General features: G+C 56.4%; 31 protein-coding genes and 1 tRNA gene. 18 read left to right on the top strand and 14 right to left on the bottom strand.

Going from position 1 to position 26,474, the window contains the following annotated elements; translation table 11 throughout:
• Positions 1–46: 46 nt before the first annotated feature.
• From IEW09_RS14815 to IEW09_RS14805, 3 genes are all read left to right on the top strand, one after another.
• Positions 47–745 (top strand): NUDIX hydrolase, encoded by a 699-nt coding sequence (locus IEW09_RS14815; protein WP_188554962.1) that lies wholly within the window; start codon positions 47–49, stop codon positions 743–745.
• Between the two features lie 270 nt (positions 746–1,015).
• Positions 1,016–1,234, top strand: coding sequence for a cold shock domain-containing protein (locus tag IEW09_RS14810; protein WP_188554961.1), 219 nt, complete (start codon positions 1,016–1,018; stop codon positions 1,232–1,234).
• Between the two features lie 121 nt (positions 1,235–1,355).
• Positions 1,356–3,266, top strand: coding sequence for a DNA polymerase/3'-5' exonuclease PolX (locus IEW09_RS14805; protein WP_188554960.1), 1,911 nt, complete (start codon positions 1,356–1,358; stop codon positions 3,264–3,266).
• On the opposite strand, the gene IEW09_RS14800 is transcribed toward IEW09_RS14805, so the two are convergent.
• On the bottom strand, positions 3,256–4,089 hold the full coding sequence (locus IEW09_RS14800; RefSeq protein ID WP_188554959.1) for a CPBP family intramembrane glutamic endopeptidase: 834 nt from the start codon (positions 4,087–4,089) through the stop codon (positions 3,256–3,258). The two genes, IEW09_RS14805 and IEW09_RS14800, sit on opposite strands and share 11 nt — an antisense overlap.
• Positions 4,090–4,354: 265 nt before the next feature.
• On the opposite strand from IEW09_RS14800, the gene IEW09_RS18715 reads away from it, so the two are divergent.
• The 9 genes from IEW09_RS18715 (at position 4,355) to IEW09_RS14755 (ending at position 11,723) form a co-directional block, all read left to right on the top strand.
• Positions 4,355–4,975, top strand: a complete 621-nt coding sequence (locus IEW09_RS18715) for a PEP-CTERM sorting domain-containing protein (protein WP_229739341.1) — start codon at positions 4,355–4,357, stop codon at positions 4,973–4,975.
• Between the two features lie 497 nt (positions 4,976–5,472).
• Positions 5,473–6,429, top strand: coding sequence for a heme o synthase (gene cyoE, locus IEW09_RS14790; RefSeq protein ID WP_188554958.1), 957 nt, complete (start codon positions 5,473–5,475; stop codon positions 6,427–6,429).
• On the top strand, positions 6,430–7,005 hold the full coding sequence (locus IEW09_RS14785) for a DUF420 domain-containing protein (protein ID WP_308420561.1): 576 nt from the start codon (positions 6,430–6,432) through the stop codon (positions 7,003–7,005).
• A gap of 10 nt (positions 7,006–7,015) precedes the next feature.
• Positions 7,016–7,240: a hypothetical protein gene (locus IEW09_RS14780; protein ID WP_188554957.1), complete on the top strand. Its 225-nt coding sequence runs from the start codon at positions 7,016–7,018 to the stop codon at positions 7,238–7,240.
• Between the two features lie 45 nt (positions 7,241–7,285).
• On the top strand, positions 7,286–7,747 hold the full coding sequence (locus IEW09_RS14775) for a single-stranded DNA-binding protein (protein WP_188554956.1): 462 nt from the start codon (positions 7,286–7,288) through the stop codon (positions 7,745–7,747).
• 146 nt (positions 7,748–7,893) lie between these two features.
• A complete protein-coding gene (locus IEW09_RS14770; RefSeq protein ID WP_229739340.1) occupies positions 7,894–8,964 on the top strand; it encodes a PI-PLC domain-containing protein in 1,071 nt (356 codons plus the stop codon).
• A 48-nt stretch (positions 8,965–9,012) separates the two neighbouring features.
• Positions 9,013–9,101, top strand: a tRNA-Leu gene (locus tag IEW09_RS14765).
• Between the two features lie 109 nt (positions 9,102–9,210).
• A complete protein-coding gene (locus IEW09_RS14760) occupies positions 9,211–10,464 on the top strand; it encodes an ABC transporter permease (RefSeq protein WP_188554955.1) in 1,254 nt (417 codons plus the stop codon).
• Between the two features lie 2 nt (positions 10,465–10,466).
• Positions 10,467–11,723, top strand: a complete 1,257-nt coding sequence (locus IEW09_RS14755) for an ABC transporter permease (RefSeq protein WP_188554954.1) — start codon at positions 10,467–10,469, stop codon at positions 11,721–11,723.
• Between the two features lie 7 nt (positions 11,724–11,730).
• Here the strand turns inward: IEW09_RS14755 and IEW09_RS14750 are convergent, their stop codons facing one another.
• Positions 11,731–11,994: a hypothetical protein gene (locus tag IEW09_RS14750; RefSeq protein WP_188554953.1), complete on the bottom strand. Its 264-nt coding sequence runs from the start codon at positions 11,992–11,994 to the stop codon at positions 11,731–11,733.
• Positions 11,995–12,493: 499 nt separating this feature from the next.
• On the opposite strand from IEW09_RS14750, the gene IEW09_RS18710 reads away from it, so the two are divergent.
• Positions 12,494–12,748 (top strand): hypothetical protein, encoded by a 255-nt coding sequence (locus IEW09_RS18710; RefSeq protein ID WP_229739339.1) that lies wholly within the window; start codon positions 12,494–12,496, stop codon positions 12,746–12,748.
• A 136-nt stretch (positions 12,749–12,884) separates the two neighbouring features.
• Here IEW09_RS18710 and IEW09_RS14740 read toward each other — a convergent pair whose 3' ends face one another.
• On the bottom strand, positions 12,885–13,733 hold the full coding sequence (locus IEW09_RS14740; protein WP_188554952.1) for a hypothetical protein: 849 nt from the start codon (positions 13,731–13,733) through the stop codon (positions 12,885–12,887).
• Between the two features lie 127 nt (positions 13,734–13,860).
• Here IEW09_RS14740 and IEW09_RS14735 point away from each other — a divergent pair, with 127 nt between their 5' ends.
• Complete coding sequence (locus IEW09_RS14735; protein WP_188554951.1) at positions 13,861–14,832, top strand: IS1595 family transposase; 972 nt, start codon at positions 13,861–13,863, stop codon at positions 14,830–14,832.
• Here IEW09_RS14735 and IEW09_RS14730 read toward each other — a convergent pair.
• From IEW09_RS14730 to IEW09_RS18800, 8 genes are all read right to left on the bottom strand, one after another.
• Positions 14,829–14,996, bottom strand: a complete 168-nt coding sequence (locus tag IEW09_RS14730) for a hypothetical protein (RefSeq protein ID WP_188554950.1) — start codon at positions 14,994–14,996, stop codon at positions 14,829–14,831. The two genes, IEW09_RS14735 and IEW09_RS14730, sit on opposite strands and share 4 nt — an antisense overlap.
• Positions 14,997–15,000: 4 nt before the next feature.
• Positions 15,001–15,165, bottom strand: coding sequence for a hypothetical protein (locus IEW09_RS14725; RefSeq protein ID WP_188554949.1), 165 nt, complete (start codon positions 15,163–15,165; stop codon positions 15,001–15,003).
• Between the two features lie 10 nt (positions 15,166–15,175).
• Entirely contained in the window at positions 15,176–15,610 is a 435-nt protein-coding gene (locus IEW09_RS14720) for a hypothetical protein (protein ID WP_188554948.1), read from the bottom strand.
• 487 nt (positions 15,611–16,097) lie between these two features.
• Positions 16,098–16,727, bottom strand: coding sequence for a hypothetical protein (locus tag IEW09_RS14715; protein WP_188554947.1), 630 nt, complete (start codon positions 16,725–16,727; stop codon positions 16,098–16,100).
• Between the two features lie 26 nt (positions 16,728–16,753).
• Positions 16,754–18,730, bottom strand: coding sequence for an NHL domain-containing protein (locus IEW09_RS14710; RefSeq protein ID WP_188554946.1), 1,977 nt, complete (start codon positions 18,728–18,730; stop codon positions 16,754–16,756).
• 38 nt (positions 18,731–18,768) lie between these two features.
• On the bottom strand, positions 18,769–19,272 hold the full coding sequence (locus IEW09_RS14705) for a GNAT family N-acetyltransferase (protein ID WP_188554945.1): 504 nt from the start codon (positions 19,270–19,272) through the stop codon (positions 18,769–18,771).
• Between the two features lie 69 nt (positions 19,273–19,341).
• Positions 19,342–19,884: a phage tail protein gene (locus IEW09_RS14700; protein WP_188554944.1), complete on the bottom strand. Its 543-nt coding sequence runs from the start codon at positions 19,882–19,884 to the stop codon at positions 19,342–19,344.
• A gap of 142 nt (positions 19,885–20,026) precedes the next feature.
• The gene (locus IEW09_RS18800; RefSeq protein ID WP_188554943.1) at positions 20,027–21,901 is read right to left on the bottom strand and encodes a DNRLRE domain-containing protein; all 1,875 of its coding nucleotides are present in this window, start codon (positions 21,899–21,901) and stop codon (positions 20,027–20,029) included.
• Between the two features lie 341 nt (positions 21,902–22,242).
• Here IEW09_RS18800 and IEW09_RS14690 point away from each other — a divergent pair, with 341 nt between their 5' ends.
• The 4 genes from IEW09_RS14690 (at position 22,243) to IEW09_RS14675 (ending at position 24,135) form a co-directional block, all read left to right on the top strand.
• Positions 22,243–22,716, top strand: a complete 474-nt coding sequence (locus tag IEW09_RS14690; RefSeq protein WP_188554942.1) for a DoxX family protein — start codon at positions 22,243–22,245, stop codon at positions 22,714–22,716.
• Positions 22,713–23,336 (top strand): sigma-70 family RNA polymerase sigma factor, encoded by a 624-nt coding sequence (locus IEW09_RS14685; RefSeq protein ID WP_188554941.1) that lies wholly within the window; start codon positions 22,713–22,715, stop codon positions 23,334–23,336. Before IEW09_RS14690 ends, IEW09_RS14685 begins: the two co-directional genes overlap by 4 nt.
• Positions 23,327–23,590, top strand: coding sequence for an anti-sigma factor family protein (locus tag IEW09_RS14680; RefSeq protein WP_188554940.1), 264 nt, complete (start codon positions 23,327–23,329; stop codon positions 23,588–23,590). The genes IEW09_RS14685 and IEW09_RS14680 overlap by 10 nt, the downstream gene beginning before the upstream one ends.
• An 80-nt stretch (positions 23,591–23,670) precedes the next feature.
• A complete protein-coding gene (locus IEW09_RS14675; RefSeq protein ID WP_229739338.1) occupies positions 23,671–24,135 on the top strand; it encodes a hypothetical protein in 465 nt (154 codons plus the stop codon).
• On the opposite strand, the gene IEW09_RS14670 is transcribed toward IEW09_RS14675, so the two are convergent.
• From IEW09_RS14670 to IEW09_RS14660, 3 genes are all read right to left on the bottom strand, one after another.
• Entirely contained in the window at positions 24,130–25,011 is an 882-nt protein-coding gene (locus IEW09_RS14670) for an HvfC/BufC N-terminal domain-containing protein (RefSeq protein ID WP_188554939.1), read from the bottom strand. The two genes, IEW09_RS14675 and IEW09_RS14670, sit on opposite strands and share 6 nt — an antisense overlap.
• Positions 25,008–25,901: an MNIO family bufferin maturase gene (gene bufB, locus IEW09_RS14665; protein ID WP_188554938.1), complete on the bottom strand. Its 894-nt coding sequence runs from the start codon at positions 25,899–25,901 to the stop codon at positions 25,008–25,010. Before bufB ends, IEW09_RS14670 begins: the two co-directional genes overlap by 4 nt.
• Before the next feature lie 73 nt (positions 25,902–25,974).
• Positions 25,975–26,268 (bottom strand): hypothetical protein, encoded by a 294-nt coding sequence (locus tag IEW09_RS14660; protein ID WP_188554937.1) that lies wholly within the window; start codon positions 26,266–26,268, stop codon positions 25,975–25,977.
• Positions 26,269–26,474 lie beyond the last annotated feature (206 nt).

Below are 26,474 nucleotides of genomic sequence, written 5' to 3'. Positions count from 1 at the left end.
GGATGCCCAGCAGTCAGCCTGCGATGCAGGATGATAACGTAGCTTTATGGCCACCTCGACCAAAAGACCCGCCGCCCCTAAGTCAAAATCCGTCTCCAAAGTCACCTCCAAGGGCAAAGCCAAGGCTGTCCCCGCCAAATCGAAGTCCCCTGCTCAGAAGTCCCCTGCTAAAAAGAAGCCCTCTGCCACGAAGGCAGCCCTGATCTCTTCCAAGCTCTCCTACAAGGGCAACGTCTTCTCCGTCTACACCGACACCATCATCGAGCCCGGCTCCGACACGCCGCATACGCGCGACGTCATCCGGCACAACGGCTCCATCGTCGTCCTTGCGGTAGACGAGTCCGTCAACCCCAAAGACCCCGACCTCATCCTCATCCGCCAGTACCGTCACGCCGCCGGCCAGTTCCTGCTCGAACTTCCCGCCGGACGCATCGAGCCCAACGAGGCTCCTCTTGCCGCCGCCAAACGCGAGATGATCGAAGAGACCGGCTTCCGCGCCAAACGCTGGACCCACCTCACCAAGTACTACGCAAGCCCCGGCTTCCTCGGCGAGTCCATGCAGATCTACCTCGCCCGCGACATCAAGCAAGGCACCGCAAACCCCGAAGAAGACGAACACATCGAGATCGTCCGCACCCCCCTCTCGAAGGCCCTCGCCCTCATCGCCGCCGACAAGATCCACGACGGCAAGACTCTCATCGGCGTCCAGTTCTACGCCGCTGCCCATCGCGAAGGCCGTCTCTAACCAGACACTTCTCTCTTCGTCAGTTCCGACGAGTGATCACAGCCCTATCGTGAGCTACTCGGCGGAACTGACATGAAAAAAATAACCAATTAGGCTACCCGAACATTCGCGCAAACGCGCGAAACTGCTGATGAAAGAGCACATCTCTTTGTCCGGAAAAAACTGCCTACTCGCGGGAAAACTTTACCGGAAAACTCCTCACGCAACTCCTGCGTCAGACACAGGTAAGTCGCGGCAACGCGCATCGACCTACAAAGGGAGTACGTTCAAGTGAGTCAATACAAAGGCACCGTAAAGTGGTTCAATAACGCAAAAGGCTACGGATTCCTCGGCCGGGAAGGCGGGGCAGACGTATTCGTTCATTACAGTTCCATCCAGCGGGAAGGCTACAAAAGCCTCAAAGAGGGTGACGAAGTAGAGTTCGACATCATCGAAGGCACCAAAGGCCCGCAGGCCGATCAGGTCAGTCGCCTCAAAGAGGCCGTCTAAATCAACTCCTTCGCCCGGCCAGCTCCGTTGCAACGTGCATCCGCAGCTGCCGCCGTTGCATACTGACTGAGCAGCCGGGCGAAGACGATTCAGACATAGAAAGACCGGCGCGTCTCTTTTCATGGACAACATCACCATCGCACGCCTGCTCGACGAAACCGCAGCCCTGCTTGAGATCGACGCAGCCGACCCCTTCCGCATCCGCTCCTATCGCCGCGCCGCCGAGGCCGTCGAGCAGCAAACCACCCAGCTCTCCACTCTCGTCCCAGAACCCAAACAGCTCCTCGCCATCGCTGGCATCGGCAAAGGCATGGCCGCCAACATCGTCGAGCTGGTCAACACCGGAACCATGCCGCTCCGCGAAGAACTGCTCACAAAATACAAGCCCACCATGCTCGAGCTTCTACGCCTCCCCGGCATGGGCCCCAAGACCGTAGCCCTTATCTGGTCGTCCCTGCAGGTCGCCGACATCGACGCCCTCGAAGAAGCCGCCAAAGCCGGCCACCTCAACAAGCTCCCGCGCATGGGCGAAAAATTCACCACCAAGCTCCTCAAAGGCATCGAGGACTACCGCAAAAACTCCAGCCGCTTCCGCATCGACGAGGCCCACGACCACGCCGAGCGCATCTCCGCCCTCATCTTCGCCTTCCCCGGCATCGAGACCATCACTCCCGCAGGCTCTCTCCGCCGAGGCCGCGAGACCGTTGGCGATCTCGATCTTCTCGTCACCGGCCCCGCCTGCGAGCCCGATGTCGTCGCCGCCGCCGTCGAACACGTCGCCTCCCTCCCGCTCATCGACAAGCTCCTCGCCAAAGGCCAGAACAAAGTCTCCTTCACCCTGCGCAACAACCTCCAGGTCGACGTCCGCCTCCTCCCTCGCGCCAGCTACGGAGCCGCGCTGCAATACTTCACCGGCTCCAAGATGCACAACGTAGCCCTGCGTCAGCGCGCCATCAAGCGCGGCCTCACCCTCAGCGAGTACGCTCTGTTGCGCCTCGAAGACAACAAGATCATCGCCGCAGCCAGCGAAGAAGAAATTTATAACGCACTCGATCTCGACTACATCCCGCCCGAGCTGCGCGAGAACGGCGGCGAGCTCGATGCAGCAGCCAACCACACCCTGCCCAAACTCATCACCCTAGCCGACATTCGCGGCGACCTGCACATGCACACCGACGCCACCGACGGCCGTGACACCATCCGCCAGATGGCCGAAGCCGCCATCGCCCGCGGCCTCGCCTACATCGCCATCACCGACCACTCAAAAAATCTCGCCATGACCAACGGCCTCGACGACGCCCGCGCACTCGCCCACATCAAGCGCATCCGCGAAGTCGACGCCGAGCTTCAGCAAGACCTCGCAGAACTCATTGAAGCCCTCGCCAAAGACACTCCACCCATCAACTCCCGCCTCACCAATCTCTGGACCCTGCTAAAAGACACGTCATCTCGACCGGAGCGGAGCGAAGTGGAGAGACCCCTGTATTTTGCCGGTGCCACCACGAAGTCTGACCCGCTAAACTTCCGCATCCTCCCCGGCATCGAAGTCGACATCCTCGGCGAAGGCCAGCTCGACCTCGACGACAGCACCCTCGCCCAGATGGACATCGTCGTCGCCAGCGTCCACAGCCGCTTCGACCAGCCCATCGAGCAGATGACCGACCGCATCCTCCGCGCCCTCGAAAACCCGCACACCCGCATCCTCGGTCATCCCACCGGCCGCAAAGTCCTCAAGCGTGACGCCTACGCCGTCCACATCGACCAGATATTGAAACGAGCCGCCGAACTAGGCGTAGCCGTCGAACACAACGCCTCACCCGCCCGCTCCGACCTAAACGATCTCAACCTGCGCCTCGCCAAACAACACAACTGCAAAATCGTAGTCGACACCGACGCCCACGCCACCGAAGAGCTAGACCAGATGCGCTACGGCATCACCCAACTCCGCCGCGCCTGGCTCACCACAGCCGACATCCTCAACACCCAACCCACGGCTGAAGCCCTGCTCTCCCACCTCCGCTCTAAGCCATGACATCCATGGCCTGCTTTCGCTCGCGGCGCGTTCGAAAGTTTCCGAACAGCCATACCGCTATCGTCGCTGCGCCAAAAACAAGAAGGTAGCTGAGCATTCCCACACGATCCACATGCGCCTTGTAGCCTTGTTCGATGACAGGTCTCCAAAGTCCTGAGGTCTCCTTCTCCCCCAGTGTCCACTGACCGAAGTTCCAAGCTGCATGCAGGCCAATAGGTACCGCCAATCCGCGCATCACCAGGGCCGCCATACCAAAGAGCAGCGACCCGACGAAGACCCCGAGGAGCGCATTCGTCCATGTCACCCCTCCAACCACATGTTCAATGGCAAATACCAGTGCGACTACAAGCTGCGCGGTCCAGGCTCCAAAGGAACTGTCTAGCCGACGCAGCGGATACCCGCGAAACGCCAGCTCCTCTCTCGACGCGAGTGTTATATAAGCGAGCAAAGCCATAGCGACGGGTGCAAAGCCAACTGAGGAAGTGCGGACCCAATGCACATGACCGCCCAGGCTCACAAACCACGTCTGAATCCCAACGAGCAACACGCCGAAAGCGAAGCCGGCAATCGCGCGGCTCATACTCTGGGCATTAGGAGCAACGCCTACATCCCTCAGACGGAGCTTATCCCAGCGGAGGAAGAGCCCGGTGACAATGAAGGTCGCCACAGTCGTTATCGAGCCCAGGACGACCTGCGACAACTGCCCCGGAAGTCTTGAACAACAGGGCGCGGCCAAGGCAAGCAAGACAGCGCAGCTCAGAAAGAAAAGTAAAACTCGGCCAAGCGTGGCCCATCTGTTGCGAACGGTGGAACCAATAGACATCCCAAGCTCCCTGCTGATCACAAAGCGATGTTAACGATACGTCGCTCCTCCCAAAGCGGTTCCAATGTATCTCCTCAACACCCAATACACCGCCGCAGCCCTGCTCTCCCACCTCCACCCCAAACCAGATCGATCCTAAGGAATGAGCGTTATTTTTCCATCATCTATGCATCTTTTTTCAACTTTCCGCCAGACCTGGCATGACATAGAATCAGACTCGTTTTACCAATCTAAATTTATTCAATTTAAAAATTGAGGACTACTCATGCCTGCACGTTTTGCCTGGTTGTCTGCCATTGTTCTTTTCTTCGCTTCGCCTCTTCTCTTGCACGCAGACCCTCTGCCACCGACTACTCCGGCGATCTACACCTTCGCGGTGACTGGCTCCGGATCGCTCGATGGAATTGCGTTCACAGATCAAACCATTACCTTTACCGCCGATACCACCCTCGCGTCCGTCTCCACGCTCGCCAGTGGCACGATAGACCGCGCGTTGAATGTGCCTACCACTGTGTCGGTGTCGGGCGTGGGATCGGATAGCTTGATCGACAACATCTCATTTGTCGTGGCCCGTTCAGGCAATCCAAATGCCGGTATCACGGACAGGACACTGGGACTGGGACTTGTGGTGTTGCAGGGCAGTGCATTCGCCGACGTCAGCATGTTTGACAACGCGGGGCCCGTAAGTGCGAATGGCATTCCCAACTACTTCGCGGTTACGACTCCAACGGGCAACGGTTCCCTCTACCTTAGCGACGTGACGTCAGGAAGCTATACCGCATTGATCGGTGACCAACCGGCAGCGGTTCCGGAGCCTTCCTCACTCCTACTGCTGGGAACGGGGCTGGTAGGTGCTATGGGCGCATTCCGCAAACGGCTTGCCTAGTTTGGCCCGATCTTTTGAAGAAACGGTCTGCTTTGGCAGGCCGTTTTCCTTTGTGCCGAAGGGTGTTAGTCTCAAAATCTGTCAAGCCCCTTCATCTATTGAAAACCCTCCAACCTCCACATAAAAAACCAGATAACTTCCGTACTCCATTTGCAAATGAGTTCCAGCCACTCCTCTAAAATAGAAATAGACCTAGATAAATAAAACCCCGACCATCGATCCTTAAGTTGTTCGAAATGAATACTTTGCATCTATCGCCTTTAGAATGAAGACTTTGGAAAATACACTCTTTAGAATCAAGACTTTGAGACTTTAAGTACACCAGGGGGTACCCCCACCCAAGGAAAAGTCCGATGTACCGAAACGCAGCCGGAAAAGATATATGCTCGTCCGCTCCCTGCTAAACCTTCTCCTCAAGCCTTCAAGGATTCTGGCCGGCAGCGGCAGAAACTGTATCGCACCAAACAATCTGCAACATACGCGGTATCCTAAAGAACGTGGCAACCTCCGCGACAACCGATCAAGTCCTCGCCCCCGCGAAGCCCCACTCCCTGCTCGCCGACTACGCCACCTTATTTAAGCTTCGCGTCTCGGCAATGGTCGTCATCACCGCCGGAGCAGGTTTTTATCTGGGCAGCCTGCACAGCGGAATCAGCCCCTTTCACGTCGGACTGATCGAGGCGATCATAGGCATTGCGGTAGTTACCTGCGGCTCGGCCGCGCTCAATCAGGCGCTCGAGCGCAAGACCGATCAGTTGATGCATCGCACCGCAAACCGTCCAATGGCCGCCGGACGCATCGGCCTCGCGCATGGACTCGCGCTCGGTTTCGCCGCAGTCTTTCTCGGCTCGCTGTATCTCGCGATTACAACCAATCTGCTGACCGGAACGCTGACGCTTCTGACCGCAATTCTTTATGTCGGCATCTACACGCCGCTCAAGCGCTTCACCGTGGTCAACACCTTCATCGGCGCCTTTCCCGGAGCGCTGCCGCCGCTGATCGGCTGGACCGCTGCCCGCGGCGTCATCGAGTGGCCCGGCGTGGCTCTCTTCGCCATCCTCTTTTTCTGGCAGTTTCCTCACTTCATGGCCATCGGCTGGATGTATCGCGACGACTACGCGCACGCTCACATCCGCCTCACGCCGACGCAACCCGACGCTCAGGACGCCGCCCGCAGCACGGTGATTCAATCGCTTTTTTACGCCGTTCTGATGATTCCCGTTAGCCTCTGGCCGACGTGGCTCGGCATCACCGGCGTGCCTTACGCCGTCGCTGCAAGCATTCTCAGCGCAGGCTATCTCTTCTACACCATTCGCTTCGCGCGAATTACCCGCGATCCGCTTGCGCCCGAATCACGCATCTATGCTCGCGACCTTCTCCGCGCTTCGGTGCTTTATCTTCCGCTGCTGATGGCCGCTCTGATGCTCGACGCCAAAGGACGACTTCTCTTCTAAATGACGCCGATGACTCCAACGACTGAAAGCACGCTGCCCACAAGCAACAACCTGCGCACGCCGCCCGCAACGATCGCCGCCATCATCGCCGTCAGCGTGCTGGCCAGCGCCTTTATCTGCTGGCTCGTTTACTTTCACGCGCCCACTGACGTTGGCCACGCTCATCTCCGTTCCCTGCCGCTGGTGAATGCAATCCTGAACGCACTTTCGACCATTGCCCTGCTCTTCGGCTATCGCTTCATCCGCACACGACGCATTCCTCAACATCGCGCAGCGATGTTTACGGCATTCTTCTTCTCCACTATCTTCCTCGGCTCCTATTTGGTGAACTTCGCTCTCCACGGCGAAACCCGCTTCAATCGCCTCAGCGCGTGGTGGCCGTTCTACTGGAAGCTGCTCGCCTCGCACATCATCCTTTCGACCATCGCATTGCCGCTCATCCTCATCACCTTCTTCCTCTCGCTGACAGGCCGTTTTCCCTCTCATAAGCGACTTGCCCGTTATACCTTTCCCATCTGGCTTTACGTCTCCGTCACCGGAGTGATCGTCTACGCCATGCAATCGCTGATTCACTGATCTGATCCCTATGCAACCAGATACGCGCACGCTTCTCCGCTCCGGCATCGGCATCTTCTCCACGGGAATTCTCGCGGCACTGCTCACGATCACCCTCTTCGGCGGCGTCAGCCATCAAGGTCCGCATACCGACGCCGGCTGGCTGGCCCTTATGCTCGCGATGGGATGCCTTCCGACCGGCCTGCTGACCCTGATCCTCGCCGTTGCAAAAGTCCTCGGCGACCGCCGCCGCTGAAGCGCCCTATCTGCTATCCTCAACTTTTGTATCCGGAGTAAAGACATGGCAAAAGGCATCAATAAAGTTCTCCTTCTGGGCAATGTGGGCAAAGACCCCGAGATTCGTTCCACCGCCGGCGGCATGACCGTCGCCAGCTTCACCTTGGCCACTGCCGACCGTCAAAAGGACGCTCAAGGCAACTGGGCAGACAAGACCGAGTGGCACAACCTGGTCTGCTTCCAGCGCACGGCAGAGGTCGTCCGCGACTACGTCAAAAAGGGCACGCAGCTCTTTATCGAAGGCAAGATTCAGACGCGCTCGTGGGACGACAAAGAGTCCGGGCAGAAGCGCTACAAGACAGAGATTCTGGTCAACGAACTGACTCTGCTGGGCAGCAAGAGCGGCGGTGAATCAGGCGGAGGCGGCTATTCCAAATCGAATACTGCCAGCTACGATCAGCGCACTCCCGCAAGCCAGTCCGACTATGCCGATGTGGGCATCACGGACGACGATATTCCTTTCTAACTACCCCTTAGCTCAATAAATAAGCCCCTCACAGCGAGGGGCTTATTTATTGAAGATATTCTTATCCGAGCTGAAAACTCCAAGCAGCATAATGGATGACAGCGCTGTCATCGCCCCAGACCTGACCACGAAAAAGGAAATTCAACATGCGCCACAAAGCTTTTGTACTGGCCGCTGCGGTCGCCGCTCTTACGCTGTTCTCCTCTTCTGCTCGCGCGCAAAATTCCCAAGGGCCTGATCTGAATTTTCTGAACCACAACCGCCCCATTCTGGATGCGCATAACTGCTACCCGTACAACGGTCAGTGGGGCGATCGTATTCAGCGCGCACTCAATTCCGGCTTTCCGGTTTCAATTGAGCAGGACCTTGCGTGGTATGTCGATCCAGCTACGGGAAAGGGCCGCGTTGTTGTTTCGCATACACCGCACCCGACCGGCGAGGAGCCTACGCTCGAAGATTATTTTTTCAAGCAGGTCAGTCCCGTCGTCGAAAGAGCTATTGCCGAGAACAAGCGTGACCAGTGGCCTCTGATCGTCCTTCATTTCGACTTCAAAGATAATCAGGACCCTTTGCTCAAGGCCGTGTGGCAGGTTCTCGGTCAGCATGAGGAATGGCTTTCGACCGCGGTGAAGACCAACGACCCGAATCATCTCTCGCCGATCGATCGCAAACCGATTCTTGTTGTCACCGAAGAGTCGGATGAGCAGCAAAAGATCTTTTACGACGATCTTCCGGTGGGTGCGCGGCTGCGGTTGTTCGGTTCGGCGCATACGCATCCCGCGCCCAAAGGCATGTCGGCGAAGGAGTCGATGCATTGGGAGGCCACGGTAAGCCCGGAGGAGCTTATCGGTGAGAAGCCTACCAACTATCGCCGCTGGTGGAACGGCTCGTGGTATGCCGTGGAAGAAGGTGGAGAGCCGAGAGCGGGTGACTGGACGGCTGCCGATAATGCGCGACTCCACGCCCTGGTCGACTATGCTCACAAGAGGGGCTATTGGGTGCGCTTCTATGCGCTGGATGGATTTGCACCTTCAGAAGATCAAGGATGGGGAAACGCCTACAACTTCGGCTCGCGCGCTGCGGTCGTTCTGCGCTGGAAGGCTGCGATTGCTGCAGGGGTGAACTTCATCGCCACTAATCAGTATGAGGCGCTTGCTCCTTATCTCAAGCAGTATGCGAAGGAGCTTCGTCCCGTGGCTGTTTCTTCAAAGAAGTAGTCCGCGACGCAGATGCGATACGATGAAAAGGCGGCCTTCTGACGCTGCGCCCGGATGGTGAAATCGGCAGACACAGCGGACTTAAAATCCGCAGACCTTAACCGGTCGTGGGGGTTCAAGTCCCCCTCCGGGCACCAAAACCCTCATTAACATGCCGTTGAGAAGCTGGGGGAGGAACTTTACCCTTCGGTTTGCGTATGTGCTATTCAGGCCGTTTCTATCTCTTTTAGGCGGGTATGATTGCCTATGCCGATACGCGAAATATTCAGGCAGACTCTGTCCGCACTTTGGGAGAGCAAGCTGCGTAGCTTCCTCACCATGTTCGGCATTGTGTGGGGGATTACGTCGGTCATTCTGCTGGTGGGGCTTGGTATCGGCTTTAATCTCGACCAGAAGCAGCATCTTCGCACCATCGGCACCGATATCGCCATCATCTTCGGCGGCAAGACAGGCATGCAGGCGGGAGGTTATGCGGCGGGGCGTGACATTATCCTTACCATCGATGATGCCATCGCGATTCAACAGCAGGCATATCTGGTAAAGACTGTGAGCCCGGAGATTCGGCGCAGCGTCTCGGAGGTCAGCCCGTGGAATGCCGCGTCGCGCCCGATCCGCGGGGTGTGGCCGCAGTATCAACGCTTTCGTTCGCTGACGGTGGATCAGGGAAGGTTGATCTCAGATGAGGATGAGGCCAATGCGCGACGCGTCATTCTTCTGGGAGCGGAGGCGAACCGGCAGCTATTTCCGGGCAAGCCTGTGATCGGGCAGAAGATGCTGGTAGCGGGATACGAGTACACCGTGATTGGCGTGCTTGCCAATAAAAAGCAGAATGGAAGCTATGGGAGCGGGCCGGACAATACGCAGCTCTTTGCTCCCTACTCGGCCATGGCCCGCGATTTTCCGCCGACCGATCCGGGGATGGAGCGAGGCTACGTCAACAATATCGTCGTCGAGCCGGTCTCACCCGATCTCCATGTGAAGGCATTGGATCAGGTGAAACGCATCATCGCCGAGCGACATCATTACGATCCGGACGACAAGGAAGCGCTGTGGATCTGGGATACGCTCGATGGCTCCAAGTTTACGGAGCGCATCTTTTCGGTGATGACGTTCTTTTTCGGCGCGGTTGCTCTGCTGACGCTGGCGCTGGGAGGAATCGGCGTGATGAACATTATGCTGGTTGCCGTGACTGAGCGGACACGGGAGATTGGCGTTCGTAAGGCGCTTGGAGCGACTGCGCTCGACATTCGGCGACAGTTTCTGGTGGAGTCGGCGATTATCACGATTGTGAGCGGTGCGACTGGCCTGACGGTTGGGGTCGGGATCTGTCTGCTGCTGCGACTGGTGCCTCTGCCTGACTTCGTTCCTCATCCTGTGATCTCTCCGGTTGCGATTATTGCTTCGCTTGCCACGCTTACCGTCATCACGCTCTTTGCCGGGACGTATCCTGCACTGCGCGCAGCCAACCTTAGCCCGATGGAGTGCCTGAGAACGGAGTAGCGATGAACATTGGTGAGATCATTCGTCAAAGTATCGGATCGCTGCTGCGCAATCGCCTGCGCTCGGGGTTGACCATGCTGGGCATCGCGTGGGGACTGGTGACAGTGGTGCTCCTGCTCAGTTATGGCAAGAGCCTTGGCCGAGAGGTGCTGAACGGATTTCTAGGACTGGGCGATAACGTCATCATGATCTGGGGCGGCCAGACGAGCATGCAGGCCGGTGGCGAACGCGCAGGCCAACGAGTAAAGTTTCGCGATGGCGATACCGAGGCCATTCGCGATACGGTTCCTTTTTTGCGCGCGGTCAGCTCGGAGACTGACGATACGTTCAGCTTCAAATACGGGTCCAAGGTGGTGAACATTCAGAGCAAAGCCATCGAATATCCGTATGGAGAGATGCGCCGGTTGAAGGTTGAAAGCGGCCGCTACTTTGAACCTGCCGACTTTACCGATCATCGGCAGGTGGTCATCTTCGGGGCACACGCCGCGCAGAAGCTCTTTAATGGTTTCCCTCCGGTTGGAGAATCGGTGAACATCGAGGGCCATGTCTTTCAAGTGATCGGGGTGCTCGAGAACAAAATTCAAGACTCGTCGAACAACGGGCCTGACAACGAAAATGCCTTCGTTCCATTCGACATGATGCGGCTGCTGCGGAACCAGCGCGATCCGGACAGCATTGTCTTTCAGCCGGTCTCGGGCGATATGCATATCAAGGCCATTCAGGCCGTGAGGGCTGTGCTGGCACAACGCCACCACTTCGACCCCAAGGACGACAAGGCGATCGGCACGTGGGACACTGTGGCGGACTCTGCCGAGATTATGCAGTTCAGCACGGCACTGGAGCTTTTGCTGGGCATCATTGGAGCGATGACGCTAGGCGTGGGCGGCGTCGGCGTCATGAACATCATGCTGGTCTCGGTTACGGAACGAACGCGGGAGATTGGCCTGCTCAAAGCGCTTGGCGCGAAACGAAGGGACATTCTCTCTCAATTTTTATTGGAGAGCCTTACGCTTACCTTCATTGCAGGCGTCATCGGGATGATGATCGCAATTGCCGTGGCGTATATGATTCCACCGATGCCGCTTTATTCCGACATCTATAAGACTGCAAACCACGAGGGCGACATTATTCTGCGTGCTTCGCCCGAGGTGATGCTGATCTCATTCGTTATTCTGGCCGCAGTCGGCATCGTCTCCGGTTTGCTGCCAGCCATTCGCGCATCGCACATGGACCCTGTCGTTGCGCTGCGGCACGAATAAGAGAACTTTAGTTCGCGGGACGATAACGGATACGTCCGTCTTCGAGAAAATACTCCGCAGAACACTGGTCCGAGCCACAGATCATCGACTCGTTGCCTATGCACTGCTGGCGGGTGATGAGTCCAAGCGAACCACAGGAAGGACAGGATAGAACGGCCCAATATGGGTTATCCGCCTTTCCCAGCCCACCAGCATGCTCCAACAGGAACAACGTACCCGGCTCCATCTGCTCGGGAATCCAAACATCCAGTAGGTTCAGCTCCGCTGCCATGTCTGCCTCTCCGGTTGTTTTGCACCACTTATGGTGCAAAGGATATCCCATTTTGATGACATGTCAATTACGCGTTTTGCTAAAGAAGAGTCTGGGTTGATTCTTCCCGGAAAGCGCTGGATGTGCCTCTCGGACTTACCCTTAGTCCCCCCCTCCCCATGTAAGTATCTAAAGGCAATAAATACGCTGACTAACCCAATCCCTAAGATTGTATGCTTTCGGAATGTCGGAACTAATGCATTCAATGGGCCCGAGTGGACGGAAGCGTTCGTGCAATGCAAGTTGCTATGACGTACGGCGCGTCAAGTCAACGAAATGCAACTGTGTCTGCGGTGGGATCAATCACAATGTAGGGATATTCAAAGCCATCGAAAACACCATCGCGTTGCAGGGCGATGCATATTGGCGCGAGAAGCATAAGAAAGTCCGCTTTACTGATATGCAGATGCTGCTCGATCTAAGGCTTGCCAATTCCTGACTGCTCAAGCATAATGACTGCATGGCAAAGCCCACCAAGATCGTGAGCATCGCAACCAAGCAGACCACACCCGTCAAGAATCCTGCGGCTGTGGCGCTGGGGCGGCTAGGCGGCTTGAAGGGCGGTGCCGCAAGAGCAGCGAAGCTCTCACCGGAAGAACGCAAAGAAATTGCCCAGCGAGCGGCCAAGCAGCGCTGGGCAAATCGTGAGAGTAAGGTAGTAGGGTCAACGGCTGATCAGACTATGGACTCCAAGAGGGCGACTAGGCTAGCCTAGTTTGGGAACCACGACTACGACGGTTTCGTCACCACTGCGAATGGTGATTACTACCCGACTAGTCTGGATGCGTATCGTCACTGAGTGCATCCTGTCTCCTTTCCGATGCCCACCCGGTCTGCGCCGGGTGGGTTCTCTAGTTTGCAGAATTCTTAGGGGCATCGACGGACACTGTAACGGTGCCCTTGTCGTCAGCGCTGGTCTTATAGATCAGGTTGAAGATGCCTGCGGCGGTCTGTAGCCAATCTTGGCGTCCTTGAAGCGTCCATTCCGTCTTAGCCGTGCTGGTCGGCGGGAGCGTATCTAGCAGGCCGACGATGAATGGGTGATACTTAGGCGGCTCGTTGCCGCCCCCTCCGCCGCCCCTGCGCCCCCGCTCAAGTTCCTCTTGGTCGTCGCCGTCGTTGGCGTCCTGCGGCTTAGATTCGGTCTTCTTAAGCTGCTTCACTGTGGGCATCACCAGCCGATTAGGGCCATAGCCAAAGAACCCTGCTTCAGTTGCTGAGCGCTGGAAAGTCTGACGCGCCTTGTCCTTCTGCTTCTTGGCAACACCCAAACCAACCATCGCGTTCTCTAATCCATCAGCGCCGGGTAGCGTTCCGTTTCGGAACTGCTCGTAGACCGACTTGTAAAGGGGAACGCTCAGGAACGCCTCAACCTTGGCCGCCGCGAGCTGATCGGGGTCGTTGATCTGGATTCCCAGCGTGGTGAGGGTTACGGAACGGCTGGTATACGTTATCAATCCAAACGTCTTAGCGGCCATAAGGCGCTGTCGGAAGCCGCCACCGTCAGCCGCCATGTCCAGCTTCGCTCCTAGCTGCGCCCAATCGCAGCTATTGCCTGCATCATGGACGGCCTTCGCCAAGATTACCGCCAAGTCTAAGGCAGTGTATGGGAACTCAATCTTTGATCGCTCCCGCTCCTTCTTGGCGTCCTGCTCAGTTGTGACGATGGGTTCGTTGTGCTTCGCTGCGGGTTCAGTCATAAGGTGCAGCCTCCCGACTGCCGATAATGGGATATTATTGCGGGTTCCGACCTGCGTCAAGTTAAATAATGCCGATTCGCATTATTACCTTGACTACATGACCGCTCAAGCATATCATTTTCACATTATGATCTTCACGCCTACCACTCTCACAGAAGCCATCCGGTACTACTCCGATCCACAGACCTGCATCAACGCCGTCGCCATGATGCGCTGGCAGGATGGAAGCCCGGTTTGCCCGAAGTGTGGCGCGAATCAGGGCGAGCGCAATCACTATTGGCTGAAGACGCAGATGAGATGGAAGTGCTACTCCTGCCGCAAGCAGTTCTCTGTGAAGGTTGGCACGATCTTCGAAGACTCGCCACTTGGTTTGGATATCTGGATGATCGCTCTCTGGATGCTCTGCAACTGCCGCAATGGGGTATCCAGCTATGAGATTGCCAGAGCTACAGGCATTGCCCAGAAGAACGCATGGTTCGTGCTCCAGCGACTTCGCTTGGTGCTGAAGGATATCAAGCCTGTGATGATGGGTGGGACGGGTACGCCTGTGGAGATGGACGAGACGTTCATCGGCGGTAAGCCAAAGAACATGCACCGCAGCAAGCGTCTCAAGCAGCAGATTGGCATGAATGGCTATGCAGAGAAGACGGCTGTATTCGGCATGATTGAGCGCGGCACACGTCAGGTTCGCGCCTCTGTGATTCCGAACGTCAAGCGCGAGACTTTGCAGAAGAAGATTCTTGAGCAGGTTGGATTCGGTTCGACGGTCTACACGGACGGTTGGCCCGGTTACGACGGTCTTACCGCGCAGAGCTTCATTCACGAGACTGTGAATCACATGGAAGAGTATGTACGCGGCGAAGTGAGCACTCAGGCAATTGAGAACTTCTGGTCATGCCTCAAGCGCACACTGAGTGGCACCTACGTTGCAGTAGAACCGTTTCACATGGAGCGGTACTTGGATGAACAGATGTTCCGGTTCAATAACCGTATCGGACACGACGACGGAAGCCGATTCCAGAAGGCTCTGTCTCAGGTTAGCGGCAAGCGCCTTACATGGGTGGAGTTGACTGGGAAGGAGTATCCCAAAGCCGTCTAAGGCCGGCCCTCTTCGGGGGCGTAGGTGTATTTCGTATGAGGCGAAGGCTTCTCGGTTTTGGCTTGAGCGAGCTTTTCCCGGATTTTCTTTGGATCGGCGGAGAGGACGGAAGCCAAAGCCTTCGTAAACTTCTCTTGCTGCATATTAGGCTTTGGCTTCGCCATGGGTTTACTTAACCTTTGCGCTGATGGTTTGAAATGTTCTGGTCGTGTCGCGAACAGCAGTCTTGTACGTTGATCCTGACATCTTGGGGGTCTCCCCGTACTTCTTCATAATTTCCGCCTGATCTTTCATGTATTGCGCGGCGGCTTCTTTGGCTTGTTTTTCTGACATAGCAGGGCTCCTAGGGTTTAGACGGTTTCTTAGTGAGTTCAGGTTGTGGGAAAACCTGTTCCAGAATGTATTCGGCGAACAGTTCCTGCCAATACTTCTCTTTCAGCTTCTTCTTCTGGACGTATGCTTCAAAGGACGGAAGAATTCGCACGGCATTAGTGATGATGAGAACCACATCTCCGACTCGAACTTTTTCCCCCGCAGGAACGCATGTCTTCGCATAGTCGAGAGCGGTATGCGCCATCTCGGTGAATTTGTCGGGGTCGCTGCTATAAAGCTTGTCAAAACCCTTACTGGTCAATCGGTGAATCTGCTCGGTGTCTAGGCTCATCGTTAGAGATACCTTAGGATCAAGACCAAACCATACAGCCCAGTCAGAATAAGCAGCAAGAAAAATCCCCAGATGACGCCTGTGTATAAATAGTCTGATTTGTGAACCAGCCAAAGCAGCGATGCTCCAGCTTCGACTAAAGCCAAAAGAAATGGAATCAGCCCTAGTCTCCCGGCCATCTCGAAACCCGCAATTACCTCGTCGTCTGTTTCGTCCGGGGGAAATGTGGCGGCCTGAGCAAATACGAATCCGGCTACCACCAAGAGTAAACCGGCTATACCCACAGATGCTCCCAGCAGAGCTATAGCCACATCCTTCGCGTATTCTGGGGCTGGAAACATTGGTTGCGGTCATCATACGATACTTGGGTTAGCCAACGTATTTATTGCCTATCTAAAGTCTTACATCTAAAGGACTTATTTTCCAAAGTCTTGATTCTACATAAGTTAGGTCCGAGCTATGGATTTCCTCGTTATTTTCTACCTGCTATTTAAAGGATAGCTTGTGGAGGAAACTAATCTGCACCGGGTAATCCTTTTGTTTTCTGCTGCTTAGATTGTCTGGGGGCTTGACAAGCGTTTTAATGGAGCAAAGCTTCTGTTCAACGGTTCAACCGTAGGGAGGAGAAGCGAAAGACGACGCCGGAGCTGATGCGGAGGCTGTGCTGGTGCTCGTTGAGGTCGTTGGGTAGACGGGTGACAAGATAGTCGGCTTCTACCGCTCTGACAGAGAGCCAGTTTTTGACACCGACCTCAACACCCCCACCGGGCGCGAAGGCCAGCGAGTTGGCTGCGCCGGGAGACTGGGCACCTGCTTTGGGAAAGTAACCGTCAAATCCGTGGACGCCGCCGATGACAAACTGACCGTAGACGGTGAACCGCTGCATGGTGTGAAAGGAGTAGCGAGGGCCACCCATATAGGTAAGCAGGCTGAGGCCTTGTTGTGACTGCGGCACATGATCGGTTCGGCTACCAGTTACCTGGGCCACTGCCGCGATACTTTTCCAGACGTGAAACAGCTCTTCGCTGCTGCCGCCGTTAAGCAGAAAGCAATTGCAGCTCCCCGGAGGGGCGTTGCCGATCATTGCGGTGTAGTTGATCGAGAGCGCGATGGGATGGCTCTTTGAAACGGTTGGTCCCAGATCGGCAGCCTGCGGCGAAGCCGCCTGCGCAAAGGCACCGGTCGCTGCTGCCATCCATACTGCCGATGTCCAAAGCAAGTTGAGTCTCATGCGTGCGGACCTGCTCCTCTGCGGTCTTATTGAACGACCAGCGTGACCGTGGTGGTGTGCTGCAAGGTTGCATTTGCTGCGCTGGTGGCGGTTGCTGTAACCGTAACCGTGTAGCTCTGCGGGTCCTGCGCGAAGAAGCCGCCGCTGCCGCAACCGGTCAGCCCAATGGTTGCAGCGCCTGCAAGAAGCACGAACAGGATGCCGAGCAAGGTACGGGGCATACTAGTGAATCGCGCGCGGAGACGCTTGTTGCGCAGCAGCGGCAACAGGAATACGGCTGCGGTCATCGGAAGCAGAGGTGTTCTTAGAGGTGATGGAGGTGGTGTATTTGCAGCCTTAAGCGGGGCCGTTTTGATGGACAGGGTAAGAGATGTGGCGCCGCTGCCCGATGCGATCGTTGTGGGCGTAAGTACGGCCGTCGCTCCAGGAGGAAGGCCCGATGCGGTCACGGAGATGGAGGTATTCAGGACTCCGCCCTGCGGCTGGAGTGCAAAGTTGAAGGTCGCGGTTTGTCCCGGATTGACGGACTGTGTTGTCGCTCCGCTTGCGGTGAGCGTGAAGTCCGTAATAGGCGGCGGGATGACGGTGAGCACAAAGACGCTGCTGGTGATGGCGGGGTTGAAAGCGTCGCCGCTATAACTGGCCACAAGACTGTGCATGCCGGGAGACAGCGTTGCAGTGCTGATGGTAGCCACATTGCCGGACAGCGAAGCAGAGGCAACGGACGTTGAGCCATTAGAGATATCGAGCAGGCTGACCTGTCCTGTTGCTGTGAGGCCTGCGTTGCTGAAGGTCGCTGTCAGCGAGCCGCTACCGAAGGGGTCGCTGGAGGCGCCGCTGAGTATAAGGGTTTCAGAGAATCCCTGGCCGCCGGCGATGCCTGTGTTCTCACCCGCGATGGTGTGAATCACGCCGTCAGGGCCTACGGCGCGAACCAGTTGGTTATTGGTATCGGAGAGCGCAAATGCGGTGGGGGACAACGCTGCCGGAGCACGAGGCGTATCGAGAATTGCGTTGACCGCAGGGCCGCCGTCACCTGCAAACCCTTGCGAGCCGTTGCCTGCCACTGTCTTGATGTTTGTGCCGGCGATGAGGCGGATGCGATTGTTGTCGCTGTCGGCGACGTAGATGTTGCCTTGCGCATCGATGCTAAGACCACGAGGGCGAGCCAGCGTTGCAGAGGCTGCCGGACCGTTATCGCCGCTGAAGGTCTTGGTGCCGTTGCCTGCGATTGTCGTGATGGTTCCGCCACTGACCTTGCGGATGCGCTGATTGTGGGTATCGCCGATGTAGAGGTTGCCGCTGGCGTCGACAGCCACGCCATTGGGCGAGTCGATAGCGGCCGAGGTTGCCGCGCCGCCGTCGCCGAAGAAGCCTTGTTCTCCATTACCGGCAACGGTGGTAATGGTTGTGCCTGCGATCTTGCGGATGCGGTGGTTGTCGGTGTCGGCGATGTAGAGGTTGCCGCTTGAATCGACTGCAAGCGCGGATGGATTGCTCAGCATGGCTGAGGTGGCTGCTCCGCTGTCCCCTGAAAAACCTGCCGTACCTGTGCCCGCGATCGTCGTGATGGTTCCGCCGCTGACCTTGCGGATGCGCTGATTGTGGGTATCTGCGATATAGATGTTGCCCGCGGCGTCGACGGCGACTCCAGCGGGCGAGTCAAGCTGGGCGCTGGTGGCTGCGCCGCCGTCGCCAGAAAATCCCTGTTCGCCGGTGCCAGCTACGGTGGTGACGATGCCAGCCAGATCTACCTTGCGGATGATGTTATCGTTCAGGTCTGCGATGTAGAGATTGCCCGCGGCGTCATATGCGATCTGAGCCGGAGCCGCCAGGGTCGCTGCTGTCGCTTGTACGTTGCTGGGCGGCGTGCCCTGCGCCAACGCGCGGTAGCCACCGAGGGACGCCACCATGACGAGCGCTATCGCCGACAGAACCGACGCGAGATGACTCAGCCTCGACCATTGCCGCTGCAGACCGTGCAGGCTGGCTGCCCTGGCCATAAGCATCTCTCCGGATTGCGATCTATCCCTTGTGCTTTTCAAATCTTCGTCCCATCCCAAACCATCTGTCTACGAAGCGCATCTTCAGCCACGAGCCTGAACCCCAGCCGCCGGTAGAGTCTCTCGGCCGGAGTGCCTTTCAATACCTGCAGCCTCATCTGACAGCCTTGCGCCCTGCACTCCTGTTGCAATTCCTCAATGACCCGTGCTCCGATTCCCTGCTTCTGCATCTGCGCTACGATGGCGATATCGATGAGGCACATTCCGTCTGCCGTACGATCGGTCAGGACTCGCCCCAGCGGGAGTCCGCTATCGGCGCAGATGATCTCGTCCAATGCCGTTGGGTGCGCCGCGTTGTAAGCGGCCTGGCGGACGCGGAACTGCATCTGCACAAAGACCTCGCGCTGCCATGCATCCATTCCGGCGTGCGCTAGCTCTTCAGCACGAGATTCGGCATAGAGTTTCAACAGGAACGGCTCATCCGCAGCGACGGATCGTCGAAGATGGTAGGCCGTATCCTGCATTTGAGCTGTTGCCGCCATAGGATTGAGATTGTCCTGAGTTCAAAGATGCGAGATGTGCCGTCGACTTGCGCCGACGGCACCATGCCGCTATGACCGCGTCGGAAAGATACCCGTCAACGCAATGATGAAGTTAATACATAAGAATGGTTGGATATTGCTATGCGGTTGACTGCCGCCGGCCATTGAGATGGTCGCAGGAGCAAGAGTTCCCGTAGCGGACGTCGAGACATAGTCGGTAACGAGGACGGGGCTTCTTCCGGAGCCAGAGTTACCCTGTGCCAGCACTGCGTTGGTTGGATCGGCGACCGATCCCGGTAGGTTGCTGACTCCTACCAGATGGTTGTGTTGCGGCATCTGCGTGGACAGCAGGGTGATGTTCTCATTGCCGCCGACTTCACCTATATCGTAGGTGCTGAGGCCGAGACCGGTGCCCTGATGAATCGGAACGCGGCCCTGCAGATTCGGTAGCGCGAAAGTCTGTCTACCGTCGCCGCCATAGTATGTTCCCAACAGCGAAAATAAGGCAGTGTACTGGCTGATCGACAACAATTGCCCGTTGCAAAGCGCCCATCCATTCGCGGCAAAGTTCCAGCCGACCATTCGTATTTCTCCAAGAAATGGCTCTGACATGATCTCTTTCCTTCCTGTACAGCTCGTGATTGTTGGTGCGTTCCTGTGTCCTCTTTAAGGGGACGGCTGAGTGAAGCGACCTGGAAGAAATACTGCTAGACTTCGGCCCGTCGTTGCGGGCTTCTGCCCTCAAGTGCAAGGGCTATTGGCAAACCAGTTCTACGGTGACCTTGTTGAAGGGAGTCGCATTGGTTTCGACAAAGCTGATGCTGATGGTGTCGCCACCTGCTGCAGAGAAAGTATGCGTCTTATCCTGGCAACTGGAACTATTGCCGTTCGTGCTTACAGAACAGGTCATTGATGTCGCCGCACCGTTTTTATAAACGCCAATCGTTGTTGTATCGGCGCTCGCGACGTTGTAGTTGTTGACGCCGACATTCAGGGCGCTCATCGTGCAAGCCACCGGCATGGCAGAGAAGTTGGACTCGGTCGCATTTGCAATTGCGTTATTAGTTGCCGTGGCTGGGCTGCCGCTGTGCGAAAGCGGTGACATAAAGAAGGTCGTACCCGCATTGGTGCCGGGATTGACGAACTCCATGGCAAGGATTGCGCCATTCACTCCGCTGCCACTGGCTCCGGCAGGACCGGCGGGGCCTGTAGGACCGGTGGGGCCGGCCGGGCCCATAGCTCCTGTTGGACCGACTGGGCCTTGCGGAATGGTGAAGTTCAAAATGGCCGCAGAGCTGGTTCCCGAATTCGTTACCGAAGCCGAGGTTCCTGATGCCCCAGTCACCGTGGTTCCTACACTCACGGTTCCGGCACTACCGGCTTTCGCCAGAACTGCCCAAGTGCCTCCGCTGCCTGCTACGTCTACTGCCGGGTCAACCCCAAGATTCGTTGCCAGCGCAATATAGCTTGTGCCATTTTCGTAGACGGCATTGCCGATGTTGTAGATTGTGCTGTTGTTCCATGTGCCGACAAAGCTCATTGGCGGACCTGTGGGACCTTGAGGGCCGGCAGGTCCGGTCGCGCCGGTTGCACCAGTGGGGCCAGCAACCCCGGTTGTTCCGGTAGGGCCGATCGGACCTTGAATGCCGGCGGCACCGGTAGGGCCAATCGGTCCAATCGGACCTTGAAGGCCTTGAATACCCTGAGGACCAATCGGGCCTTGAAGGCCAGCCGCCCCTGTAGCCCCTGCTGCACCCTGCTCCGCCAACAATGACCATTGCGCGGGAGTTGTATTCGGCTGGTTGCCCGTGTTGGCGTTTTGCAGAGAGATGTAGCTGGAGCCGTTATAGAAGACAGCATCGCCCGTCGCATAGGAGGTTGCGTTTACCCATGTGCCGCGAAAGGTGACAGGAGGGCCCTGCGGGCCGGTAGCTCCGATCACGCCCATCGGTCCGATAGGGCCAGCAGGACCAGTTGCTCCGGTTAAGCCAGTGGCACCTTGTGCGCCAGTCGCTCCCATTGGTCCAACAGGCCCCTGAATTCCCTGAAGCCCCTGAATGCCCTGCGGGCCTTGGTTGACGAGCGTGATATCGAGCTGCGCCGGGTGAGAGGTCTCATCGTTTTCTTTGCTATCAAAGAGGGCGTTAGCCGTGCTCGATGTCAGTGCGAGCCCATAGTTGCTGTTGGAGGTATTGATCCACGACTGAACCTGCGCCGTCACATCGACAGAAATAAACTGGCCAGCAACTGAAACCGAAAAGTTACCGATCGCGCTTCCAGTCGCCGGTGCGATCGAGGAGCTTATGTTGTCTTCTTGCCAACTTGAGGTTACCGGGGACACCGCTACCGTTCCGGCCGTATTCACTCGATTCACGAAGACGGTAAGCGTCGCGCGAGAGACCTGGGCTGCCGTCGTTCCGACAGGCAATCCTGTCAGATCGAACTGCAGAAAGGCAGTGTTGCCATTGCCGACATACAGGTTCGAAAGCGCTCCGTATTTACTGCCCGGATGGGCGGAGTTAACGCTGGCATCGCCGCTCAGAGTGACATCAAGGGCAGAGGCTTCGTGGACACTGAAGGCTAGCACACCGAAGCAAAGAATTAAACGCACGAATCCAAGTCGGCTCAAAATACACACTCCTAAATAGGCACATACGAATCAGACCTAAAGGTCACCGTGTTTGCTGCAAAGGGCGAGGAGAAGAGAAACCGCAGATAAAAAATACAATGCACGTGCTCTGGCGGCGCCGTTGCAAGTAAAGGAAGATGAAAAGATACGCTGCCAACTCTATCCCGTATTGGGAATCTCATCCGTACAACTTTGGTAGCAGATATCTGTAATCATTGTTGAAAACGAGTCGGCTTTTCTTGCCAATTGCGGTCGAGCCTCGATCTCTGCTAAAAGTCATTCCCTGTAACCTCTTTGCCGCTCAACGCTCTAACGGTGCACAGAGTACGGAGAAGAGGACGATGAAGAGATTAGCCGGATGGTACACATACTTTGCAAAGCTGGCCTCCTGTCTCCAGTCGCCCTTTCTGCTGCTGGTTCGGCTGTATTGGGGATGGCAACTGGTACAGTCGGGCTGGGGGAAGCTGCACCATCTCGACAAAGTTACCGACTTCTTCTCGAGCCTCAATCTCCCTTTCCCCGGACCGACTGCACATTTTGTGGCAGGGCTGGAGTTCGTTGGAGGAATCCTTTTAATTCTGGGACTTGGATCAAGGCTGATTGGCCTGGTGTTGACGGTGAACATGCTGGCCGCGTACTGGACTGCTGACCGCGAAGCTCTGCTTTCGGTCTTCTCCGATCCGGGTAAGTTCTATGCAGCCGATCCTTACACGTTTCTCTTCGCGTCAGCTATGGTGCTGGTATTTGGCGCAGGATTGATCTCTGTGGATGCGATACTGGCAAGACGCTATCGGGTATGGACAGAGACACCATGATCGAGAGAGGCACAACTCCGGGGGAGGAGCAGCTGATTGCTTCGATTCTGGGAGGCAACTCGCATGAGTTTCATGCCCTGATTCGTCCCTACGAGCGCACCGTCTATGTGATGGCACTTACGCTCCTTAAGAATGAAGCCGATGCGGAGGATGTGGCACAAGAGGCTTTTCTGAAGGCGTTTCGTAACCTGAAGAACTTTCGCGCTGAATCAAAGTTCAGCACATGGCTCATCAGCATTACGCTGAATGAGGCGCGCAGCCGCCTTCGCCGCAAGAGCGCAGTGCCGATGGAGTCACTGGATGAACCCTCCGACGAGCAGGGCCACGTCTCTCCCGCGCTGCTCCGCGACTGGAGGGAGATTCCTTCAGAGTCGGTGGAGCGGCTGGAGGTAAGACAGCTATTGCAGCAGGCGGTGGAAGATATTCCGCTGATCTACAGAGAGACGTTTATTTTGCGAGATATCGAGGAGCTGAGCATCCATGAAACGGCAGAGACACTGGGCATCAGTGTCGCCTCGGTAAAAGTGCGGCTGCACCGAGCACGTATGATGCTCCAAAAGCGACTGGCGCCTCAATTGAAGCAGGTGAATCCAAAACGGAGGTGGCTGCCGTGGTCATAGATTGCAAGCACGTCTGGAATCACATCTCCGGTTATCTGGATGACACGCTTTCCGCAGAGGTGAAGGAGTTAGTGCAGGAGCACCTGGAGCACTGCGAGATCTGCTCGGCGATCCTCGATTCGACACGTAACATCCTGATCCTGACAGCGGATGAACGCACCTTCGAGTTGCCACTGGGCTTCAGCGAGCGCCTGCATGCGCGCCTGAGCGAAGAAATCGAAGGGATTAGGCCCGCACCCTCTAAGAGCGATTGAGCATGTCGGCATGTAGCTCGTATAAAATGCCCCTATGCGAGGGAGAGTTACGGTTCTACTCCCTCTGAAAACGAGCTCTAATGCCGATCAATTCTGTTCAATCGCCACAGCCGAACGATCTATCCACCCGTTTAATGCAAGGTGAGGTGAATGGAACTCGGCGCGCGATCGCGTGGTCGAGTTTTATCTTTGCCCTTCTTCAAAGTATCTGTGGGGCTGTTGTCGCAATTAATGGACTTCGTCTCGCAATTGGGATCGGCGCGCTTGCGCTGACGACTGGTGCCGGAGCAGATGTCGTTCGCTTTCATGCAGCCTGGATTCGGCGTCCTATGATTGCACTCGCGCTTGTGGGTTCGTTAATGAACCTGGCGATCTTTTTGCATGTCCGTCATCTTCGCAATCGGCCCGCCTCGCAGTGGCGGCAAAAGCCTTTGAGTCCCAAGAAGTTGAGACTGGAGCGTGTGCAACTGCTTTTGTCTCTCGCGACCCTGGTGCTGATTGGGATCGAAGAGTATCTGCACTTTAGCTTTCACCATTCGCTATGATTTCGCAGACAAGCTAAACCAGCCTAGCCCAGCCGCATGCGCAAAATATTCCTGAATCTTCTGTGCCTGTTTCGTTGCCGACAAGATGCTGTCACTGAAGGCTGTCTCGATAGCAGCGCCTATCGTAACTCCTGATTGAAGCGCGGAGAGTAGAAGAAATGCTTCGCGGTCGATTCGCCTATAGTAAACCTCGTTCTCGAAGCGATGGATGACGAGGTGAATGGCAGAGCGGCGCATGACAGGAAGCCGCTTCATGCTCTTGTGCTTATGCTCAGAGGCTGCGTTGCTTGCAACTCCTGCGGCAGGGGTCTCGCGATGAACGGCAAGGATGAGCTTATCCACGGGATAACGAAGATCTAATAGCTGGAGATGCGGCTGTAACGATAGACGGGACTCAGCCGTCAGGCCGCTGATATCAAGCTCGGATAAAGGAGAGAAGGCGGCTCCGTCGAACGATTCGATGTATGCCCATTCGAGCTTCGCCACATCGACCAATAGATCGTGACGTCGGGGAGCGAATTCGGAGTGGTCCTCAAGCCAATGCGGCAGCTTCGCGCCAAGATTGCGGAGTGTAAACGAAGTTGACGGGTTCTCTTTGAGATAGGCCAGTACCAGCTTGTCGAATTTTTCCTCGCCGAGGACAGCGAGCAGCCCGGGAAAGTCTTCTGCAACCGCTCCGATGACGCGAAACCAGTATTGACGATTGTAGATTTCGAGACGATCGAAGGAAGAGAGAAGATCGTTCGGTTTGATATAGCTCTCGGCCAGCGTATGGACTGAGGTGCCATCACTTGTTGAGTTCTGCATGCCGAGATCGGGTGTGAGTGGCCGCATCACATCTTCGGCCATGCGTCTTTGCAGCTCTAACAGGTTCACGAGTGCATCACCTCATGGCGCAACGATTGTTCGAAGTGCATGGAATTCTCTAACGTAGCTGAGGGGTTGAGATAGCGTGTCGCTTTGAGAGCTTCGGCGTGCACCTCGTCGAAGCTGGGGATATTGTCGTCCCATTCGAGCAAGGTTGCAGTCTCGCCGATGCGGCCAATCGCACGCGCATAAAGAGCCCACACCGGATCGAGTACAGGGTGGTCATGCGTGTCCAGAGTGTACTTCTCGAATTTCGAGTGCCCGGCGATGTGAATCTGGGCAACACGTTCTGCAGGGATGCTGTCGATATAGTTCGCTGGATTGAAACCATGGTTTTGCGACGAGACATAGATATTGTTGACATCGAGCAGGATGCCGCAGTCTGCTGCCTCGACGACCTCGTTGAGAAACTCCCATTCGGTCATTTGAGACTGATGAAACTCCGCATAACTGCTTACGTTTTCGACGGCAACTGGAATCTCTAGAAAGTCCTGAACCTGGCGAATGCGCTCTGCCGTTGTTTTGACGGCCTCGAAGGTGTATGGAATGGGAAGAAGGTCATGGGTGTAACGGCCATCGACGCTACCCCAGCAGAGGTGATCGGACAACCACGGCGTCTTGGTTCTGCGCGTCAGTTCTTTCAGGCGCTTGAGGTGATCTCGATTGAGCGGCTGCGCAGAGCCGAAGTACATGGACACCCCATGCTGGACGACACGGTATCGCTCAAGGATTTCGTCGAGAACCTGAAGGGGACGGCCTCCGTCGACCATATAGTTTTCTGAGATGATCTCGAACCAGTCGACGACGGGCTTCTGCTCAAAGATATGGTTGTAGTGCGGCACTCGCAGGCCTATGCCCACGCCGTAGTTGGTGAATCCGTTGAAACGATTTGCTGGCATTGCACCACCTTTACCAAGAGAGCTTTGTATCAATCTGGAGGCCTGAGCATGTCAAACCTCCAGATCAGGTTTACTAAGCTTTGGCTCCCTTGGAACCATCGGTTGCGCAACCACCCTTGCCCTTGCAGGAGTTGGTGCCGGGATGCTTGCCGCCGCCTTGTCCCTTACAGTCATTCTTGCCCTTGCAGGAGTGCTTGGGCAATGGTGCGCTTCCCTCTGCCACCAAAAGCGTGCCAGCCTGAGCGGATTGCGCAGTCGCCGTCTTAACTGTGGGAGAGACAGACTGGGCGTGAAGACGAACGGTCGTGCCACCGAGCAGACCTGCAAATGCAGCTGCCAGAGCGAGTGAGTGTGCGGAGTTCTTCATAGAGAGGATACCTTCCTTCGCGGTTGAGCCGGGACAAAATGCCCGGCTAACATTAATGGATATGGACCCTCAAATGAGGGGCCGCCAATGGAGATGGCACCTGAGCCAGAGAAGGAGCAGGACGATCGCTCGCCTGCCCTTCCTTCTGCCGCAGATATGATCTCCTGGCAGCCAAAAGGTTACAGTACTTTTTTGACAGCTCGGAA

This window comes from Edaphobacter dinghuensis, from assembly GCF_014640335.1.
Lineage (GTDB): Bacteria > Acidobacteriota > Terriglobia > Terriglobales > Acidobacteriaceae > Edaphobacter > Edaphobacter dinghuensis.
The sequence above is the reverse complement of the archived record's forward strand: the minus strand, read 5'-3'. Positions and strand labels throughout refer to the sequence as shown.

What these genes read in the sequence shown, in the direction of transcription:
- IEW09_RS14815 (WP_188554962.1), top strand. Translation starts at nt 47, where the DNA reads ATGGCCACCTCGACCAAAAGACCCGCCGCCCCTAAGTCAAAATCCGTC.
- IEW09_RS14805 (WP_188554960.1), top strand. Translation starts at nt 1,356, where the DNA reads ATGGACAACATCACCATCGCACGCCTGCTCGACGAAACCGCAGCCCTG.
- IEW09_RS14800 (WP_188554959.1), bottom strand. Translation starts at nt 4,089, where the DNA reads ATGTCTATTGGTTCCACCGTTCGCAACAGATGGGCCACGCTTGGCCGA.
- IEW09_RS18715 (WP_229739341.1), top strand. Translation starts at nt 4,355, where the DNA reads ATGCCTGCACGTTTTGCCTGGTTGTCTGCCATTGTTCTTTTCTTCGCT.
- IEW09_RS14785 (WP_308420561.1), top strand. Translation starts at nt 6,430, where the DNA reads ATGACGCCGATGACTCCAACGACTGAAAGCACGCTGCCCACAAGCAAC.
- IEW09_RS14780 (WP_188554957.1), top strand. Translation starts at nt 7,016, where the DNA reads ATGCAACCAGATACGCGCACGCTTCTCCGCTCCGGCATCGGCATCTTC.
- IEW09_RS14775 (WP_188554956.1), top strand. Translation starts at nt 7,286, where the DNA reads ATGGCAAAAGGCATCAATAAAGTTCTCCTTCTGGGCAATGTGGGCAAA.
- IEW09_RS14770 (WP_229739340.1), top strand. Translation starts at nt 7,894, where the DNA reads ATGCGCCACAAAGCTTTTGTACTGGCCGCTGCGGTCGCCGCTCTTACG.
- IEW09_RS14760 (WP_188554955.1), top strand. Translation starts at nt 9,211, where the DNA reads ATGCCGATACGCGAAATATTCAGGCAGACTCTGTCCGCACTTTGGGAG.
- IEW09_RS14755 (WP_188554954.1), top strand. Translation starts at nt 10,467, where the DNA reads ATGAACATTGGTGAGATCATTCGTCAAAGTATCGGATCGCTGCTGCGC.
- IEW09_RS14750 (WP_188554953.1), bottom strand. Translation starts at nt 11,994, where the DNA reads ATGGCAGCGGAGCTGAACCTACTGGATGTTTGGATTCCCGAGCAGATG.
- IEW09_RS18710 (WP_229739339.1), top strand. Translation starts at nt 12,494, where the DNA reads ATGGCAAAGCCCACCAAGATCGTGAGCATCGCAACCAAGCAGACCACA.
- IEW09_RS14740 (WP_188554952.1), bottom strand. Translation starts at nt 13,733, where the DNA reads ATGACTGAACCCGCAGCGAAGCACAACGAACCCATCGTCACAACTGAG.
- IEW09_RS14735 (WP_188554951.1), top strand. Translation starts at nt 13,861, where the DNA reads ATGATCTTCACGCCTACCACTCTCACAGAAGCCATCCGGTACTACTCC.
- IEW09_RS14730 (WP_188554950.1), bottom strand. Translation starts at nt 14,996, where the DNA reads ATGGCGAAGCCAAAGCCTAATATGCAGCAAGAGAAGTTTACGAAGGCT.
- IEW09_RS14725 (WP_188554949.1), bottom strand. Translation starts at nt 15,165, where the DNA reads ATGTCAGAAAAACAAGCCAAAGAAGCCGCCGCGCAATACATGAAAGAT.
- IEW09_RS14715 (WP_188554947.1), bottom strand. Translation starts at nt 16,727, where the DNA reads ATGAGACTCAACTTGCTTTGGACATCGGCAGTATGGATGGCAGCAGCG.
- IEW09_RS14710 (WP_188554946.1), bottom strand. Translation starts at nt 18,730, where the DNA reads ATGGCCAGGGCAGCCAGCCTGCACGGTCTGCAGCGGCAATGGTCGAGG.
- IEW09_RS14705 (WP_188554945.1), bottom strand. Translation starts at nt 19,272, where the DNA reads ATGGCGGCAACAGCTCAAATGCAGGATACGGCCTACCATCTTCGACGA.
- IEW09_RS14700 (WP_188554944.1), bottom strand. Translation starts at nt 19,884, where the DNA reads ATGTCAGAGCCATTTCTTGGAGAAATACGAATGGTCGGCTGGAACTTT.
- IEW09_RS14690 (WP_188554942.1), top strand. Translation starts at nt 22,243, where the DNA reads ATGAAGAGATTAGCCGGATGGTACACATACTTTGCAAAGCTGGCCTCC.
- IEW09_RS14685 (WP_188554941.1), top strand. Translation starts at nt 22,713, where the DNA reads ATGATCGAGAGAGGCACAACTCCGGGGGAGGAGCAGCTGATTGCTTCG.
- IEW09_RS14675 (WP_229739338.1), top strand. Translation starts at nt 23,671, where the DNA reads ATGCCGATCAATTCTGTTCAATCGCCACAGCCGAACGATCTATCCACC.
- bufB (WP_188554938.1), bottom strand. Translation starts at nt 25,901, where the DNA reads ATGCCAGCAAATCGTTTCAACGGATTCACCAACTACGGCGTGGGCATA.
- IEW09_RS14660 (WP_188554937.1), bottom strand. Translation starts at nt 26,268, where the DNA reads ATGAAGAACTCCGCACACTCACTCGCTCTGGCAGCTGCATTTGCAGGT.